Below are 17,760 nucleotides of genomic sequence, written 5' to 3' on the forward strand. Positions count from 1 at the left end.
GAAAACATGCGTTTCATCGATGTTTTTGGTATTTCAAGGGTGAATTTTCTATGGTTTAAAATTTGGATTGCTGATAAACTCCGGGTCGGAGAGGGTAAGCAAAAAAGCTTTGAGGTCTGCTTTTTCTTGTTGTGATAATTGTACGCCTCCTTGATTTACAAATTTCATTAAAGGATCTATGGTTGAGGAGTTTTTTAAGCCTTCACTATAATGATTAATAACTTCCTCTAAGGTTGCAAATCTGCCGTCATGCATATATGGAGCTGTGTATGCTAGATTTCTTAACGATGGTGTTTTGAACTTGCCATTATCTGCCGGATCACCGGTAATGACCCCTAATCCCAAATCTGAAAAGCTTGAATCAAGACCATTATTATGAAAAAGGTTATCTGTCCACAACGGATTTTTATCGCTACCATGACAATGGAAGCAGTCGCCTTTTTCCCCGTCCATAAACACATTAAAACCGTTTAATTCATTTGGAGTGAGTTCTACCTGGCCCAACAAATATTTATCAAATTTTGAATTGGCCGAAATTAAAGTACGTTCAAATTGGGCAATTGCTTTAGTTACCAAAGTTGAGTCTATTTTTGATGTGCCAAAGGCATCTTTGAACTTTTGCGGATACTCCGGATGATTTTGTAATTCTACAACCAGATCTTTCCAAATACTTGCCATTTCTGTAGGATCAGCAACAGGTCTAAATACCTGATGTTCCAAACTAAAACTTCTACCATCCCAAAAGAATTTTTCGTCGTAATTCCAGGCCAAGTTGAATAGAGGCATGGCATTACGTTTTCCTAAAGTGCCCGTAATACCTGTGCTAAAACGGTTGATATCGGTAAATGCATTTTGTGGGGCATGGCAATCAGCACAGGCTTGTGTGTTGTCTCCAGATAATATGGGGTCAAAAAATAATTGTTTTCCCAAAGCTACACCTTCTATGGTTTGTGGGTTATCAATAGGAAGTACCGGAGCTAAAATATATGATTCAAAAAGAGGCGGTATTTTTAATGGTTCTGGTGTTGGTTCATATCCGGTAACCGGTTCATTTCCGCAAGAAAAAAAACTAAGAAATAAATAAAGAATAATATGTGTATTAGACCGCTTCAAATTAAGGGGTTATGTGATTTAAATGAAATACATTCTGACCGTTTTCAAAGAGCATCAGTTGCGCATTAAAATTGGGCATCATCATGTTGTTAAGGTCGTTTAAATTCCAAGTGTTTGGTGAGTCGAACCAAGCAGCTATATTCATATCCATATATATTGTGGTATTGTCAGAGATTGTCATTGGTCCTAAATTTACGGTAAAGAATGTGTCCTCAAACCGCATCGGGGTAAGGTTATTATCTACTGCTCTTATCATGTGCATGGCATAACTGATTTCAGTATTGGTGTCATCCAAAAATTTTCCTTCCATTTGCATAAAGTGGTAACCTCCACCTAGCATTTCCGGGACATTCCACGACGCCGCATTCAGATCAGGATAGCTCTTATTATAATTGTCGCCATTTGTAAAACCAAAAGTAAAACTTACTTGAGTATATTTTCCGGTTGGAAGGCTTTGTTCAGGGGTTAAACTTAGGTTTTTGTTTTCAGTAATATCGATTAACTGGTAACCAGGCAAATGAATAATGTCTCCATTTGTATTTGTAAAACGAATATTAGAAATTAAATATCGCAGTTTACTTAAACTTAAAGATGTACCGTAGGTATTGGTGTATTTTAAATCGTTAAAGTCGGCATTTGTTACAGGAACACCACGCCAACTCGAACTAAAATTAAAGCTTACCTGAACCTCCTTTGCTTGTAGGTCTGAATTTGAACTACAGGACCAAAACATGGAAATATATAGGATAACAATGACTTTATTAAAACTCTCCTTATTCATTTTCGATAATTAAAAGATCTGAAAATCCTTTGTTTTCCGGAATATCACCATCACTACTTGATGATTCTCCAACTGTTATAATCTTATTATTAACCCATTGTACCGCATCAAAAGCGAGATCAACATCAGAGCCTCCCCAGGTATTTTGAGATAATAGTTTTCCGTTGGTATCGATTTTTAACATCCAAACATCATTTTGTCCAAAATTCACATTTAAGTTTCCGTCGGCACTTCGGGAATTTCCGGCAATAATAAAGTTGTTATCCGGTGTTTTCCTGATAGATCTGCCCGCATCAAAACTACTACCGCCAAAGGTTCTTTGCCATAATAGATCTCCTGATGTATTTATTTTTATGGCCCAGATATCGGCGGCACCATGATTGTTTGAAACATCGAGGTCGTTACTTCGGGTATCGCCCACAATAATGAAATTGCCATCGTTGGATGCGGCTATAGCTCTTGCTTCATCGGTATTACTGCCACCAAAATTCTTTTCCCAAATTAAGGAACCCGTTGCAGATACCTTGATCACCCAAAAGTCATAAGTACCTTTGTTATTGGTAATATCGACATCATCGCTATCGGAGGAGCCAACCACAATAAAATCTCCATCCATGGTTTCTAAAACACTATAGGGGGTGTCTGTATATGTTCCGCCATAATAATGACTCCATTGAATTTCTCCTGAAACGCTTAGTTTAATAAGCCAATAATCACCACCCGCATGATTTTTCGCTGTGGCCATTTTATTATTCCCGAGTCCGCCGGAGGCCGAAACATCCAAAACCCCAATCAAGAGGTAACCACCATCTGAGGTTTGGATCATTGAATAACCCGTATCAGTACCTGAGTAGCCAAAAGACTTTTCCCAGACGATCGTGCCGGAAGCATCAGTTTTTACTAACCAAAAATCATCATAGCCATTATTTGCACTAACATCACCGTCTGAGCTTTTGCTGTAACCCAAAAGTGCAAATCCGCCATCTGTGGTTTGAATAATACTTTGCCCGCGATCATCCAGACTTCCACCATAGGTTTTTTGCCATTGTAGTTGGTTTTCAGCATCGAATTTTAGTAACCAATAATCAAATGAAGTGTCTGTTTTGCCAAGAACATCACCATCATTACTTTGAACAGAACCTAAAATAGCGTAACCGCCATCTGATGTTGGGGTAATAGATCGGGCATTTTCATTACCACTACCTCCAAAGGTTTTAGTAATGGTATTATTTTCCGGGGGATTGCTTGAGTTTTCCTTGCTGCAAGACTGCATCAAAAACCAAATGCCAAGCAAAAAAAGGAGATTTCTGTTCAGGAAAACCATAAGTTATAACCTCGATTTCTAATTTGCGCTTTTTCGGATAATGAACAAGCCTTTTTCAATATCACTCAAGATAATATTTCCGCTGGGAAAAAACGGATATACATTCCAAACGCCGTTAAACTCGGCACTGTCATTTGCAGGATAAGTATCAAAAAAACCAACTTCTGTAAAGGTTTTATTGGCGATCTGTGAAATGTCGATCATGCGCACTCCGGCACGATAATTTGCCAGATAAAACATATCATCTTTTACATAACCGTTGTGATCGATGGCCGGAAGATTTCCAAAATAATTGAAATGAAGGGTTGGGTTATCTAGATCGGTAAAATCCAAAACTATGGTCTTGGTGTTGTTTCCTAATCGCAGTTCATCCAGTTCGTCTCCTACAATAAAATAACGCATATCTTTTGTAAACCAACCTTGGTGCGTGTAGCGTACATTATCATAGGTAATTCTTGAGATTATGGTTGGGTTTTGTTTATCGGTTACGTTTACAACAACCACTTCATTTTCGTTGCTACCCACAAATATTTCCTGTCCGGTATAATCGTTATCCGGTCCGTTATAAGTAACTACTTCACCGTCATGAGAATAACCAGCATCTGCAAAGCCACCTTCCACTTGCGGGTTCAGTGGATCCTGAATATTTATAAATAAAGGGCCTCCGGCATAGGTGCTGCTTCGATTTTGACCTACGGGATAGGCATAACCTGAGGCTTCATTGATTACTATATTATGAGCACTTCCAAAACCTGTAAAATGAACATCAGACGAAAAGGTTTTCGGAGGATTCGTTACATTTCGAAGACGGGTAAGGTCAAATACCTGCATGCCATGAGAACTGGCTTCACTTACTATAAAAGCATAATTATTATACACCTTAATATCACGCCAGGAGCTGCTCACTGTTGCTGTGGGTAGCATCCCGATGACCACCGGTTGATCTGGCGTAGAGATATCTACAAAAGAGGTATTTGCATCTGTTCCCATAAGTGCGTATTCTTTACCTGTTGAAGGATCTGTCCAGCCCCAGCAATCATTTCCTGAAGTGGCATTTAGGTCGCTCAACGGTACTTGCGCCATTAGGTCGTAACCGTTACATGGATAGATACCTGCAAATCCATTTTCGCAGGGCGTTCCAGGTAAATCCACTACAGGTTGAACCGGTACTACAGGTTCATTGGAACAAGCGTTTAAAATTACGAGGAGGATAATCAATGACCTATCAAAAACTTTTGAAAGAGCAGATTTGATATTTCTAAGATTCAGCATAGCGAGATGTTCTAAAATATGTTTTGTATCGGGAGGTAATTTAAAACGAATTTTTAAAAGAATTAGTATGAAACACTAATAACCTTGATATAGAACAGGCTATGGCGACGGTTATCAATAGTTTTTCAATATATAGTTTCATATATTTTATACAGAAAGAGGACTTTTAAACCAAATAAGCTTATTATTTTTGCAGCATGATAGAAGATAAAAATCAACAACGCACGCCTCTAAGCGAATATGGTGAATTTGGACTTATAGATCATCTCACCAAAAATTTGAAATTAAACCAACAAACAACCGTAAAAGGTATAGGTGATGATGCCGCTGTTTTGGATTTTAAAAACAAACAAGTTGTAGTCACAACTGATATGATGGTTGAGGGTGTTCATTTTGATCTTAGCTACGTGCCACTGAAACATTTAGGTTATAAAGCGGTGGTAGTAAATATATCAGATGTATGTGCCATGAATGCCAAAGCCACCCAAATTACGGTGTCTATCGCTGTGTCCAACCGTTTTCCTGTGGAAGCGTTAGAAGAATTATACGCGGGAATAGAAACAGCTGCTAAGGCTTACAATGTTGATGTTGTTGGAGGAGATACAACCTCGTCTACCAAAGGATTATTGATCTCTATTACGGCTATTGGTGAAGTTGATGCTGAAAAGGTTGTGTATCGCAATCAAGCGAAACCAAAAGATCTTCTGGTTGTTTCCGGCGATCTCGGAGGCGCCTATATGGGTTTACAAGTCCTGGAGCGAGAAAAGGAAGTTTTTAAGGTGAATCCGCAGAACCAACCGGATCTAAGTCCGTATACTTATTTGATCGAACGTCAACTTAAACCTGAAGCGCGAAAAGATATTGTTGAACTTTTAGAAAAGCTCGAAGTAAAACCCACATCCATGATCGATATTAGTGATGGCTTATCTTCTGAGATCATACATTTGAGTTCACAGAGTAAAGTAGGTTGTGTGCTTTACGAAAATAAGATTCCTATTGATCCGGCGCTTATTTCTACTTGTGAAGAATTTGATGTGGACAGCACCACTGTGGCTCTTAACGGCGGAGAAGATTACGAATTGCTCTTCACCATTTCTCAGGATGATTTTCCTAAAATTAAAGGAAATCCGAACCTAACTGTGATAGGTTATATGGAAGAGGAAAAAGAAGGGTTACACCTCATTACTCGGGCAGAGACAAAAATACCTATCAAAGCACAAGGTTGGAAAAATTTTAATGGCTAAAAACCAGAAGGTTTTCCGGTGCTTTGGCTTTAACCCTAATGCGATTGGCAGCCCTATTCTGATGAATACGTTCTAAAACGTCATTGATTTCTTTGAACTTTTGACTGAGTTCTACGAGGTTGCCATTACTATTGGTAGTATATTGTTTTCTGCAGCGTTTACAAGTATATTCTTTGACGTGATAAGTAACTTCTCGAGTGACTTCCAATTGATGTCCGAACATCTTGCAATTAAGGTTTCCCATGTACTTAATATGTTTATTAATTCAACTTTTAGGAGAGGAAGTTAAATGTATGAAAAACATTTAAATACGATGAAACGCATTGTTAATAAATCGATGAAGCGAGTGTTTTTTCCTTTGAACGTAAAATTCGATTGTTGTGTATACGTTCCAGGATAGCGTTAATTTCTCTGAATTTTGGGGTTAATTCTATGAGATGGCCATTACTGTTTGTGGTAAGTTGTTTTTTGCAATGGCTGCAAGTATACTCTTTCACGTGGTACGTCACTTTTTTTGATACTACATAATGATGTCCAAAAACGGAGCAATACATTTTTGGAAATAAGCCGGGATGTTGAGTTTGTTCTCTCATTTCGGTAGATTTAAGTTCCTAAATGTAGAAAAAAAATTCAAAATACCGATAAAATGCATAAATTATTCGATGAAATACATAATTTGTTTTGAGAATTCGTCCTTATTCTCAATAAAACTCATATGGCCATCAGGAAAAACAACCAAAGTCATACAGGCTTCTTCCGCCTCTTTTTTTAAAGCTTTAAAATCTAAAACCGGGTCTTTTTTACTTGCGATCATCAATTTGGGTACATTCAAACCAGATAAAAAATGAGTTCGTTCCGGGCGGATCTTCATGCCCTCCAAAGCAGCAATGATCCCTTGAGTTGGCGTTTTTAAAGCTGCTTCGGTTACTTTTTTAATAGCCTCAGTAAAAACAGTTCGGTTTTCTTCGCAAAATAAATTTGGAATACCCATCCGTATAAACCGTTTCGGATTTTCTTTTACGGCCTTCACTGCTCGATCACGGTTTCGTTTGCGCTCTTTGGAATCTTCACGCGAAGTCGAATTTATTAAACCTATTTTTTTTACAAGATCGGGTCGATTTTCGGCGAAAGCCAAAGCCACATATCCACCCATGGAATGTCCCAGAACGATACAATCTTTAACTTTAAGGTTTTCAAGGAGTTCAATTATGGGCTCTGCCATTAGCTCCATGCTATGGATATAACCTAAACAACCGGTTTGCCCATGACCAAGAAGATCCATGGTGATGACGCGGTTTTTCCTTGCCAATTCCTTAATAAAAGGTTGCCAGATCAATTTACTTTCCAGAAAACCATGAAGTAATAAAATAACTTCGCCGGCACCATCGTCAGAATAAGAAACAGGGATACCTTTATATGTAAAGTTTTGGATATTCATTTGGGAAACAAAGATAGGATTCCAAAGAAAACACGCGTTCTAAAACGCTGTTAAGATTTTACTTTTTTTATGGCGCTAAAGGCTTTGTCAACGTATTCATCCTCTACTAAAATAGTAAACTCGTTTGTGGTAGAAAGAACTTCGTATAACACAATGCCTTCCCAGGCCAAACGCTTAAAAAAGTGATAATATAAACCGGCAATTTTCGAATTATTCTGTGGAAGGTTCACGCTTATGGCAGATAAGCCTTCCTGGATAGCTAGAAATTGTTCATTTTCTAAACAGTCTTTTATAAAGTCATTTAAACTGCTTGAAATAATAATATTACTTTCATGGATCCCACGGGTGAACGTGTAGAATAATTTCGATTCCTGATTGATACGTTCTAAAATTTTAGCGTGGTTGTCAATAATGGTGTCCGAATTTCTAACTGTGAAATCGGTGAGGTTTGAACGCACAGTGATATCCCCCAAATTTTCGATAACGCGTTTCATTTTGATCGAGTTGCCAAGTGTTGGCGGTGGGTTGTAACGCCTCAATGCCATCATGACGGCTCCCGGTTTCACTTCTTTTTTCAGCATTTTACTTATGGGTTCCGTGAGCTCAATGGCTAAGGCGCTAAAATTGATAATATTTCGGGATAAGGCTTCCTCCAAATAAGGCTGCGTAATCAAAATGTCCTCTACACAGTGCGATACCGTTTTCATGTTATAAAATTTTGAACTTGTTAAATATTTAACATTATGTGCAAAAATAAACTTTTTTTTGAAAAAATAGTGTTATTGTAAAGCGAGGTTATAGTTTTGTTGCTAAAATCATTAGAAAAACTAAATCAGATAGATAATGAAGGTTTTAAAATTTGGTGGCACCTCTGTGGGTTCTGTTGAAAATATGGCGCATGTAAAGGATATCATTAATGATGGTGCGCCTAAGGTTGTTGTGCTTTCTGCCATGTCCGGCACTACCAATACGTTGGTAGCTATTGCGCAAATGATTGCCATAGGAAAGTCGGCTCAGGCCATCGAAGAAATTAACGATCTTGAATTCAAATATTTAAAAACTGTAGATCAGCTTTTACAGAATGCTGTTTTGAATGATCATACCAAAGTTTACGTTCGGGAACGTTTTAATACTTTAAGAGCATTATGCGATGCTCATTTTTCAATTGAAATAGAGAATACCATATTGGCGCAGGGAGAGCTACTCTCAACTTTTATGTTTAATAATTATTTGAAACAAGAAGGACTTTTGTCAACCCTTCTCCCTGCCTTAAATTTTATGCGTACCGACGTCCTTCATGATCCTGATCTACCGGCTATAAAATTGGCTTTTGAAAAGGAACTTGAACAAGTTGAACCGGCAAACATTTATATAACTCAAGGCTTTATTTGTCTGGACCATCAAGGTAAAATTTCCAATTTACAACGTGGTGGAAGTGATTATACGGCTACCATACTAGGAGCGGTTATTCATGCTGAAGAAGTGCAGATCTGGACCGATATCGACGGTATGCACAACAATGATCCGCGCTGTGTTGAAGGGACGCATCCCATAGCCAATTTGTCCTTTGATGAGGCTGCAGAGTTAGCGTATTTTGGGGCCAAAATATTACATCCTCAAACCGTACTTCCCGTACGCGCCGATAATATTCCTTTGCGCTTAAAAAATACTATGGATCCTGAAGCTTATGGTACTTTAATTTCAGAATCTACCTCAGAAAATGGTGTGAAGGCCATTGCCGCCAAAGATGGTATTACGGCCATTAAAATCAAATCTGGACGGATGCTTCAAGCCCACGGTTTTTTGAAAAAAGTATTCGAAATATTCGAATATTATGAAACCTCTATTGATATGATTACAACGTCTGAGGTTGCCGTATCACTCACGATTGACGACACAAAAAATCTTGATAAAATTTTAGTTGATCTAGAAAAGATCGCTACCATTGAAGTAGATCACAATCAAAGTATTGTATGTTTGGTTGGACATGCCATCGTAAATCATTACGATACTTATAAATTATTCCAAATTCTGCACGATGTGAAAATCCGTATGATCTCATACGGAGGAAGCAACAATAACATTTCCTTACTTATCAATACCACAGACAAAGTGGAAACTCTGCAAAAACTCAATGCTTATGTATTTGAGTTGGCAGTGGTTTAATTTGGTTAATTAATAGCTGAGAAAAGGGCGCTAACAGCGCCCTTTTTTTTATGAATTCATGATGCTTTCGATCTCGTCGGCTTCGATTGGGATGTTGCGCATCAGGTTAAAGGGTTCACCCGATTCCTGAACAACAAAATCGTCTTCCAAACGAATACCAAATCCTTCATCAGGAATATAAATTCCAGGCTCCACAGTAAATACCATGTTCGCCTGAATAGGTTCAGTCAAAATTCCGTAATCATGGGTATCTAAACCAATATGGTGTGACGTGCCATGCATGAAATATTTCTTATATGCCGGCCAATCCGGGTTTTCATTTTGTACATCAGCTTTATCCAAAAGTTTTAAACCGAGTAACTCTGAGGTCATCATTTTTCCCACTTCTTTGTGATATTCTCCAATAAGAGTTCCTGGAACCAAAAGTTTTGTAGCTTCATTTTTTACACGATTAACAGCATTATAAACTTCCTTTTGACGCTTGGTGAATTTTCCTGAAACCGGAATGGTTCGTGTCATATCGCTGGAATAATTTGAGTACTCGGCTCCAACATCCAGAAGGATAAGGTCTCCTGCTTTGCACTCCTGATTATTTTCAATATAGTGTAATACATTGGCGTTATTTCCGGAGGCTACAATAGGCGTATAGGCAAAACCTCTGGAGCGGTTATTCAAAAATTCGTGCATAAACTCTGCCTCAATATTGTATTCCCAAATACCGGGTTTTACAAAATCCAAAACACGTCTGAATCCTTTCTCGGTAATATTACAAGCTTGCTGCATAATATCAATCTCCATAGGATCTTTTACGGATCGCAGGCGTTGTAAAATGGGAGCACTCTTAGCTACCGAATGCGCCGGATATTTTGCTAGCAGCCATTTTGTAAAACGATCTTCACGGGTCTCGGTTTCTACGTTGGCACGGTAGTGTTCGTTGGTATTGATGTAAACCGTGTCGCACTGGGTCATCATTTCAAACATGATCTTTTCCAGATCCTGAAGCCAGTAAACCGTTTTTATACCGCTGGTTTCAAAGGCTTTTTCTTTGGTTAACTTTTCACCTTCCCAAACAGCAATATGGTCGTTGGTTTCTTTTAGAAAAAGTACTTCGCGATGTTTTTCATTAGGGCAATCCGGAAAGATTACCAAGACACTTTCCTCCTGATCAACACCACTTAAATAAAAGATGTCGCGGTGTTGTTGAAAAGGCATCGTGCTATCTGCACTTATCGGATAAATATCGTTCGAATTAAATACCGCCAAACTGTTTGGTTTCATTTTAGCGGCAAAATTTTTACGATTTTTAATGAATAATTTCTTGTCTATAGGATGATATTTCATGTCGAAAATTTTCAGTTATTTTTTCAGTCCTTAAAAGTACAAAACTTAAGACGTTTGGCATTAGTAAAAACTCAATAATTGAATAGAAAGGATTTATAATTCTAATACCTATTTCATTAAAAATTCAGTATTTTTACAGAAGACTTCATTTTTATATAAAATGATTCTAAATAACCAAACAAGGGTCGTGTAATTTGTCAAAAATGCCATTGTAGCGTACCTTTGCTAAACTAAATTTAACTACAAAATAATGAGCGGATTTTTAAAATCTTCGATAGGAAAAAAGGTAGCCATGTCGCTTTCAGCCTTTTTACTAATGTCCTTTTTAATTTTACATTTTTCCATCAATTTATTATCTGTTTTTAGTGAAGATGCCTTCAATTCAGCTTCTCATTTTATGGGGACGAATTGGGTGATCCAATTTATTATGCAACCCATCCTGATCTTTGGTGTGGTGTTTCATTTTATTATGGGTTTTGTGTTGGAAATTCAAAACAGGAGTGCCCGGAAAATTGGTTATGTGAATTCAAATCCATCAGGGAATTCAACCTGGATGAGTCGTAATATGCTATTGAGCGGCGCCGTTATTCTGGCATTTTTAGCTTTGCATTTTGCAGATTTTTGGATTCCTGAAATGAATACCAAATACATTCAAGGGGATATGAGCGGACTCATGAATGGTGGTGATACCTTTAGATATTACACGGAAACGGTTCATAAATTTGAAAGTCCTTTGCGTGTTGGTATCTATGTTGTGGCCTTTATCCTGTTGAGTTTACATTTACTCCACGGATTCAATTCGGCTTTCCAATCGCTTGGTGCAAATAATAAATATGTAAAAGGCTTAAAAGGCTTCAGTCGTGTTTACGCGATAGGCATTCCATTAGGATTTATTTTTATTGCCTTATTTCATCATTTTTCCCACTAAAACAACGTAACTAACATGTCAATATTAGATTCTAAAATACCAGATGGCCCATTAGCGGACAAATGGACGAAACATAAAAACGATATTAAACTGGTTAGTCCGGCAAACAAAAGACTAATTGATGTCATTGTTGTTGGAACTGGATTAGCAGGAGGTTCTGCTGCAGCTACCCTGGCCGAGTTAGGATACAATGTTAAAGCATTTTGCTATCAGGATTCGCCACGTCGCGCACATTCCATTGCGGCTCAAGGTGGTATTAATGCAGCCAAAAACTATCAAGGTGATGGCGACTCTACTTACCGTTTATTTTATGATACGGTTAAAGGTGGCGATTACCGTTCGCGTGAAGCCAATGTTTACCGTCTTGCTGAGGTATCTACAAATATCATCGATCAGTGTGTGGCTCAAGGGGTGCCTTTTGCCCGAGAGTACGGTGGTTTATTAGATAACCGTTCATTCGGGGGTGTTCAGGTGTCTCGTACTTTTTATGCTAAAGGACAAACTGGCCAGCAGTTACTTTTAGGAGCTTATGCTGCTATGAACCGCCAGATCGCCAGAGGAAAGATTACCATGTATAACCGTCACGAAATGTTAGATGTTGTTATTGTTGATGGTAAAGCCCGCGGCATCATTGCACGAAATTTAGTAACCGGAGAAATTGAGCGTCACGCTGCGCATGCGGTAGTGCTAGCTTCCGGAGGCTATGGTAATGTGTTTTACCTGTCAACGAATGCTATGGGAAGTAACGTAACCGCTGCGTGGAAAGCACATAAACGTGGTGCTTTTTTCGCAAACCCTTGTTACACCCAAATTCACCCAACCTGTATACCGGTTTCAGGAGATCATCAATCTAAATTAACATTGATGTCTGAATCTTTGAGAAACGACGGTCGTATTTGGGTACCAAAAAAGAAAGAAGATGCTGAAGCTATTCGGGCAGGAAAATTAAAACCTACCGAAATTGCTGAAGATGATAGAGATTATTATTTGGAACGTCGTTATCCGGCTTTCGGTAATCTGGTGCCTCGTGATGTAGCTTCGCGCGCAGCGAAAGAACGCTGTGATGCCGGTTTTGGTGTGAATAAAACCGGAGAGGCCGTTTTCCTTGATTTCTCAGCCGCTATTGAGCGCTATGGAAAAGAGCAGGCGCATATTAAAGGTCTGGATTCGAATGATTCCAAAGTGGTCACCAAACTTGGAAAACAGATCGTTGAAAGTAAATATGGGAACTTATTCCAGATGTATGAAAAAATCGTAGGAGTAAATCCGTATGAAACACCTATGATGATTTATCCTGCGGTGCATTACACCATGGGAGGTCTTTGGGTTGATTATAATTTAATGACCACAGTTCAAGGTTTGTATTCCATTGGAGAAGCGAATTTCTCTGATCACGGTGCCAACCGTTTGGGAGCCTCGGCGTTAATGCAAGGTTTAGCAGATGGTTATTTTGTGTTGCCTTATACCATTGGGGATTATTTATCGAACGACATTAGAACCGGTGAGATCCCAACGGATACGAAAGAGTTTGAAGAAGCAGAAAAACAGGTTAAAGAGCGTATTGAAGCTTTGATTAATAATAAAGGAACCAAATCTGTAGATTATTTCCACAAACGTTTAGGAAAAATTATGTGGGATAAATGTGGTATGGCCAGAAATGCTGAAGGATTAAAAGAAGCCATTAAGGAAATCGCTGAACTGCGTGAAGCCTTTTACAAGGATGTTCTTATTCCCGGAACTGCTGACGAGTTTAATGAGGAGTTGGCTAAAGCTGGTCGTGTAGCGGATTTCTTGGAGCTAGGCGAATTGTTTGCTAAAGACGCTCTTGAACGTGAAGAATCAGCCGGTGGTCATTTCCGAGAAGAATACCAAACAGAACAAGGTGAGGCTTTACGTCGTGAAGAATATCAGTTTGTTTCAGCCTGGGAATATAAAGGCAAACCAAGCGATGCTGTGCTTCATAAGGAAGATCTTCAGTACGAAAACATAGAAGTGAAAGTGAGAAGTTACAAATAAAAACATTAGAATGAATTTAACGTTAAAAATATGGCGTCAAAAAGATGCCAACGATAAAGGACAAATGGTTACCTACCCGGTAAGCGATGTTTCTCCTGATATGTCTTTTTTAGAAATGCTTGACGTTTTGAATCAAGGTTTAATTGAAAAAGGCGAATCGCCGGTAGCTTTCGATCATGATTGTAGAGAAGGAATTTGCGGATCTTGTTCGCTGTTCATTAATGGAAGAGCACATGGTCCTGAAACAGGTACAACCGCTTGTCAATTACATATGCGAAGTTTTAAGGATGGCGATTCCATTTATATAGAACCATGGAGAGCAAATGCCTTCCCCGTGGTGAAGGATCTCATCGTAGATCGTTCAGCATTCGATCGTGTACAACAGGCGGGAGGATTTATTTCTGTGAATACTTCCGGTAATACGCAGGATGCGAATAATATCCCTATTGAAAAGGATCATGCTGATAAGGCATTCGATGCAGCCACCTGTATTGGTTGTGGCGCTTGTGTAGCAACCTGCAAAAACTCATCGGCTATGTTATTTGTTTCTGCCAAAGTATCGCAATTTGCGTTGTTGCCTCAAGGTCAAATTGAAGCGACTGATCGTGTTTTGAACATGGTGAAACAAATGGATGAAGAAGGTTTTGGAAACTGTACCAATACCGGAGCTTGCGAAGTGGAATGTCCTAAAGGAATTTCTTTAGAGAATATAGCTCGTATGAATCGAGAATATTTAAAGGCGTCTATGAAATAAAACGGCGTTCTCAATTTATAAAATTCAAAGTCTGATGAATTTTCATCAGACTTTTTTTATGTCTTAATTTTTGAAAAGATACGTTTGTACAGGATCGTCATCAGGAATCACCAAAACAGCAGTTTTGCCATTTTTCATTTTTATGGTTTTAACTCCTTTGATCTGGTTGTTAAATGGTGCCATACCATAATCCGATACCCAATCATAGTCTGAGATCGATCTTAAAAACAGTCCTTTTAATGAAGTATATCCGCCGTGATAGGTATTCATACTTAAGCTATTTCCGGAAACGATCAAAGCGTTTTCACCATCGAGAGTAATACTATCGAAACTATGAATTGGTGCTAATTGGAATTCCTTTGGAAAGGGTTTGAATTCTGAAAACCGTCCGTTATTATTTTCCAGATATCCGGAAGCCAGTGTGTACACTGAATATTTCTTAGCTTTTTTAAGTGCTTCAGGTGTTAGAACTTCTTCAATGGTTTTTAGAGCATAATCTTTGTGCTCTACAAAACGTTTGCGAATTACATTCATTTGTGAGGCCAATTCATCCTTGCTGTTTACAGGGTATTCCTTGCCATTCTTTGTGTAGGCTAGAACCGTTTCGGTATTTCCGTCATCATCAAAATCACCAAAATACATCATTAGCGGACTCTCCTCACTTGGATTGAATTTTGTGTTCAAGCCCCAGTTTCCAAGTAAGATATCCTGGTCACCATCTTTATCGATGTCGAAAGCGGTTATACTCTCCCAAAGACCATTTAATTTTTCGGGCACCTCTATTGGACTTAAAACACCATTTTGATTCAGATATATTTTTGGTGCATCCCATTCCGTTGAAATCAAAAGATCTTTTTGATTGTCCCCATTAATATCGATCCAGTGAGCTGAAGTCACGAAACTCTTCAAAGAAAAATTCTGTTCCACGGTTTTAAAATTACCTTTGCCGTCATTTTTTAAAATAGCCGCATTTACAGTATTTCCAAAATGCCCCGGATCGGATAAATTACCAATGAACAGATCAACATCGCCATCCTGATCATAATCATATGGTGCCACCGCTGAGGTATTTAAAATATTGGTAAAAATACCATCCTTCGACCTGGTGAATTGTCCGTTTTCGTTTAGGTATAAACGGTCCATTTCATAATTTTTATTTCGAACCCTATTGATACCTGAGCCCACATAGAGATCCAGATCGCCATCACCATCGGCATCAAAAAAGGCGGCAGCATTATCCTCGAACTGAGCATCTAACTCAAACTGATTTTGGGCAGAAGGGCTGAAAATTGCGCCATCGTTCAAAAATAACTGACCAGCATAACCTGAGGCATTACCAATGTAAATGTCTGCGTAACCATTACCGTCAATATCCCCAACAGCGATAGCCGGACCCAACTTAGATACCTGATAGGGAATAATTTTTTCATTATTGAAATCGTAATATTCGTCTTCCTTATGAGTAAATGAAAGCAGGTTAGCGGGGGTAAATTCCGATTTTGAAGCTCCATCTTTTGGATAACTCATTTGCTTACCGGTTTCACGATATGCAATAGTTTGTGTTGTATCTATTTTAGGATTGGTTTCTATTTGATAGCTGTTATTCGGCCAGATAATTTTCAAGGAATCAATGCTTTTTGAAACACCTAATCCAAAATGAAGCCTGGCTGGTGTAGAAGATGAAAAACCACGAGAACTATATAGTTGTTTGAATTGTTCTTTCTCGCCGGAGTAAACAATTACCTTGGAACCTAATCCGAAGGTATTCATGGCTTTGTATTTCAACTTAAGGCCTAAATAATGTTCCCCGCCACTGGATGTGTTCTCGTAAATTGTAGCATAATCGTCTACATTATTGGTTACAATATCCAGATCACCATCCAGATCTAAATCTGCATAGGTAGCCCCGTTGGAAAGGGAAGGTGTAGCTGCCATCCATTCACCGGTTTCATCTGTAAACTTCTGGCCATTACCTTTGAAAATATTATTTGGAACCTTTCCGCTAGGCATTTTATCAATCGATTTATAGAGATAATCCGTACTGTTTTCTTTTTTAAAACTATTAGCCACGTATTTCGTAAAATCCATATCATTCGGGCGTCGCTTGATCCCATTACTGATAAAAAGATCCTGATAGCCGTCGTTATTAAAGTCTGCTAATAATGGTGTCCAGCTCCAATCCGTATCTTCGACACCATTAAATAGTGCATCCTCTGTGAAATATTGCCCTTTTTTATTCATTTGTAGCATATTTCTGGAATATTGATCCTTGTAGCCTTTGTCTCGCAGGTCTTGAAAGGTAGTATACATGGCATCGTCACCTTCGGTTTCTTTTATAACTTTTTCATCACGTGGTAACATATCAAGTGCGATCAGATCCTGGTAACCATCACCATTGATGTCGGAGGCATCACTTCCCATAGAAAAATGGGAAATGGTTGAAAATGCTTTCCCTAGAGATTCTCTAAAGGTTCCATCCTGATTATTCAAATAATAATAATCTTCTTCCTGAAAATCATTACAAACATAAATATCATCCCAGCCATCGTTATTGAAATCTGCAATGGAGGCACTAAGTCCATAACCATTAATGCCGCCATAAATATGGGCCTTTTCACTTACATCTTCAAAATGGCCGTTGTTGTTTTCCAGAAGCAGATCGCCTACATAAGGAACACGTTTATTTCGCACGGCAGCTTCGCCATGTGAATGAATGGTATGAATAGCATGATTCACAATGTAACAATCCAGATCACCATCTTTATCGTAATCAAAAAAATAGGAGTGGGTAGAATATGCTTTTATATCCAAACCATAAGCTTTGGATTGTTCGGTAAAAGTGCCATTGCCATTGTTAATATAGAGTTCGTTATGCCCTTTAAAATCTAAAAGTCCGGAAACAGCACAAACATAAATATCCAAATAGCCATCGCCATTAATATCTACCATGGTACTTCCCGTATTCCAATCGGCGTTACCACCTACGTTGGCTTTTTTCGTAATATCTTCAAATTCTAAATGACCTTTATTCAGATATAATTTATTTTCATTTTGATTCGAAATAAAGAAAAGATCGGGTAATCCATCATTATTTATATCACCAGCGCTCACACCGCCACCATTGTAGAAATAGATGTAGTTGATGATATTATGCTGGGCATCTTCTTTTAAGGTATTCTTAAAATCAACATGTGATTTATTATGAGATAATTCTTGAAAAAGAAAGTTGGCTTGTGGCGTATCGTCATTTTTTGCGCAAAACTGAAAGCAAAAAAATGCTATAAATACAAGCAATAGTCTGATGGTGGTTGACATGCTTAATGAATAACAAATTAAAAATCAAATATACTATAAATAAAAAAAATTAAAAATCAGGGAGTCTA

The 17,760-nt window shown here is 38.3% G+C and carries 15 protein-coding genes; 5 read left to right on the forward strand and 10 right to left on the reverse strand.

Annotation, left to right across the window (positions count from 1 at the left end; translation table 11 throughout):
- Positions 1-48 precede the first annotated feature (48 nt).
- From ABD682_RS04830 to ABD682_RS04845, 4 genes are read right to left on the reverse strand one after another with little or no spacing between them, the layout of a single operon-like run.
- On the reverse strand, positions 49-1,113 hold the full coding sequence (locus tag ABD682_RS04830) for a cytochrome-c peroxidase (RefSeq protein ID WP_344739622.1): 1,065 nt from the start codon (positions 1,111-1,113) through the stop codon (positions 49-51).
- A 1-nt stretch (position 1,114) separates the two neighbouring features.
- The gene (locus ABD682_RS04835) at positions 1,115-1,894 is read right to left on the reverse strand and encodes an MbnP family protein (RefSeq protein ID WP_344739624.1); all 780 of its coding nucleotides are present in this window, start codon (positions 1,892-1,894) and stop codon (positions 1,115-1,117) included.
- Positions 1,887-3,188: a hypothetical protein gene (locus ABD682_RS04840; protein ID WP_344739626.1), complete on the reverse strand. Its 1,302-nt coding sequence runs from the start codon at positions 3,186-3,188 to the stop codon at positions 1,887-1,889. Before ABD682_RS04840 ends, ABD682_RS04835 begins: the two co-directional genes overlap by 8 nt.
- Before the next feature lie 48 nt (positions 3,189-3,236).
- The gene (locus tag ABD682_RS04845; RefSeq protein ID WP_344739628.1) at positions 3,237-4,490 is read right to left on the reverse strand and encodes a choice-of-anchor B family protein; all 1,254 of its coding nucleotides are present in this window, start codon (positions 4,488-4,490) and stop codon (positions 3,237-3,239) included.
- 197 nt (positions 4,491-4,687) lie between these two features.
- Between ABD682_RS04845 and thiL the strand changes: the two genes are divergently transcribed.
- Complete coding sequence (thiL, locus tag ABD682_RS04850) at positions 4,688-5,734, forward strand: thiamine-phosphate kinase (RefSeq protein ID WP_344739630.1); 1,047 nt, start codon at positions 4,688-4,690, stop codon at positions 5,732-5,734.
- Here thiL and ABD682_RS04855 read toward each other — a convergent pair.
- The 4 genes from ABD682_RS04855 to ABD682_RS04870 form a co-directional block, all read right to left on the reverse strand.
- The gene (locus ABD682_RS04855) at positions 5,724-5,978 is read right to left on the reverse strand and encodes a DUF1660 family phage protein (RefSeq protein WP_344739632.1); all 255 of its coding nucleotides are present in this window, start codon (positions 5,976-5,978) and stop codon (positions 5,724-5,726) included. The two genes, thiL and ABD682_RS04855, sit on opposite strands and share 11 nt — an antisense overlap.
- Positions 5,979-6,060: 82 nt before the next feature.
- Positions 6,061-6,327 (reverse strand): hypothetical protein, encoded by a 267-nt coding sequence (locus tag ABD682_RS04860; protein WP_344739634.1) that lies wholly within the window; start codon positions 6,325-6,327, stop codon positions 6,061-6,063.
- Between the two features lie 62 nt (positions 6,328-6,389).
- On the reverse strand, positions 6,390-7,172 hold the full coding sequence (locus ABD682_RS04865; protein WP_344739636.1) for an alpha/beta fold hydrolase: 783 nt from the start codon (positions 7,170-7,172) through the stop codon (positions 6,390-6,392).
- Between the two features lie 50 nt (positions 7,173-7,222).
- The gene (locus ABD682_RS04870; RefSeq protein WP_344739638.1) at positions 7,223-7,879 is read right to left on the reverse strand and encodes a hypothetical protein; all 657 of its coding nucleotides are present in this window, start codon (positions 7,877-7,879) and stop codon (positions 7,223-7,225) included.
- Positions 7,880-8,015: 136 nt separating this feature from the next.
- On the opposite strand from ABD682_RS04870, the gene ABD682_RS04875 reads away from it, so the two are divergent.
- Positions 8,016-9,338, forward strand: coding sequence for an aspartate kinase (locus tag ABD682_RS04875; RefSeq protein ID WP_344739640.1), 1,323 nt, complete (start codon positions 8,016-8,018; stop codon positions 9,336-9,338).
- 48 nt (positions 9,339-9,386) lie between these two features.
- Here the strand turns inward: ABD682_RS04875 and ABD682_RS04880 are convergent, their stop codons facing one another.
- Positions 9,387-10,679: an aminopeptidase P N-terminal domain-containing protein gene (locus tag ABD682_RS04880; RefSeq protein WP_344739642.1), complete on the reverse strand. Its 1,293-nt coding sequence runs from the start codon at positions 10,677-10,679 to the stop codon at positions 9,387-9,389.
- A gap of 250 nt (positions 10,680-10,929) precedes the next feature.
- Here ABD682_RS04880 and ABD682_RS04885 point away from each other — a divergent pair, with 250 nt between their 5' ends.
- From ABD682_RS04885 to ABD682_RS04895, 3 genes are read left to right on the forward strand one after another with little or no spacing between them, the layout of a single operon-like run.
- Positions 10,930-11,607, forward strand: a complete 678-nt coding sequence (locus tag ABD682_RS04885) for a succinate dehydrogenase cytochrome b subunit (RefSeq protein WP_344739644.1) — start codon at positions 10,930-10,932, stop codon at positions 11,605-11,607.
- Between the two features lie 15 nt (positions 11,608-11,622).
- Positions 11,623-13,623 carry a fumarate reductase/succinate dehydrogenase flavoprotein subunit gene (locus ABD682_RS04890; protein ID WP_344739646.1) on the forward strand — a complete coding sequence of 667 codons (2,001 nt, stop codon included), beginning with the start codon at positions 11,623-11,625 and terminating at the stop codon, positions 13,621-13,623.
- Between the two features lie 10 nt (positions 13,624-13,633).
- Positions 13,634-14,377 carry a succinate dehydrogenase/fumarate reductase iron-sulfur subunit gene (locus ABD682_RS04895; RefSeq protein WP_344739648.1) on the forward strand — a complete coding sequence of 248 codons (744 nt, stop codon included), beginning with the start codon at positions 13,634-13,636 and terminating at the stop codon, positions 14,375-14,377.
- 63 nt (positions 14,378-14,440) lie between these two features.
- Here the strand turns inward: ABD682_RS04895 and ABD682_RS04900 are convergent, their stop codons facing one another.
- On the reverse strand, positions 14,441-17,692 hold the full coding sequence (locus tag ABD682_RS04900; RefSeq protein ID WP_344739650.1) for a CRTAC1 family protein: 3,252 nt from the start codon (positions 17,690-17,692) through the stop codon (positions 14,441-14,443).
- Between the last annotated feature and the right edge of the window lie 68 nt (positions 17,693-17,760).

The organism is Gaetbulibacter aestuarii (genome assembly GCF_039537665.1).
Classification (GTDB): domain Bacteria; phylum Bacteroidota; class Bacteroidia; order Flavobacteriales; family Flavobacteriaceae; genus Gaetbulibacter_A; species Gaetbulibacter_A aestuarii.

Bases quoted from the DNA above. Each gene is read 5' to 3' on its own strand.
- ABD682_RS04835 (WP_344739624.1), bottom strand. From the start codon at position 1,894: ATGAATAAGGAGAGTTTTAATAAAGTCATTGTTATCCTATATATTTCC.
- ABD682_RS04845 (WP_344739628.1), bottom strand. From the start codon at position 4,490: ATGCTGAATCTTAGAAATATCAAATCTGCTCTTTCAAAAGTTTTTGAT.
- thiL (WP_344739630.1), top strand. From the start codon at position 4,688: ATGATAGAAGATAAAAATCAACAACGCACGCCTCTAAGCGAATATGGT.
- ABD682_RS04855 (WP_344739632.1), bottom strand. From the start codon at position 5,978: ATGGGAAACCTTAATTGCAAGATGTTCGGACATCAATTGGAAGTCACT.
- ABD682_RS04860 (WP_344739634.1), bottom strand. From the start codon at position 6,327: ATGAGAGAACAAACTCAACATCCCGGCTTATTTCCAAAAATGTATTGC.
- ABD682_RS04865 (WP_344739636.1), bottom strand. From the start codon at position 7,172: ATGAATATCCAAAACTTTACATATAAAGGTATCCCTGTTTCTTATTCT.
- ABD682_RS04870 (WP_344739638.1), bottom strand. From the start codon at position 7,879: ATGAAAACGGTATCGCACTGTGTAGAGGACATTTTGATTACGCAGCCT.
- ABD682_RS04875 (WP_344739640.1), top strand. From the start codon at position 8,016: ATGAAGGTTTTAAAATTTGGTGGCACCTCTGTGGGTTCTGTTGAAAAT.
- ABD682_RS04880 (WP_344739642.1), bottom strand. From the start codon at position 10,679: ATGAAATATCATCCTATAGACAAGAAATTATTCATTAAAAATCGTAAA.
- ABD682_RS04885 (WP_344739644.1), top strand. From the start codon at position 10,930: ATGAGCGGATTTTTAAAATCTTCGATAGGAAAAAAGGTAGCCATGTCG.
- ABD682_RS04890 (WP_344739646.1), top strand. From the start codon at position 11,623: ATGTCAATATTAGATTCTAAAATACCAGATGGCCCATTAGCGGACAAA.
- ABD682_RS04895 (WP_344739648.1), top strand. From the start codon at position 13,634: ATGAATTTAACGTTAAAAATATGGCGTCAAAAAGATGCCAACGATAAA.
- ABD682_RS04900 (WP_344739650.1), bottom strand. From the start codon at position 17,692: ATGTCAACCACCATCAGACTATTGCTTGTATTTATAGCATTTTTTTGC.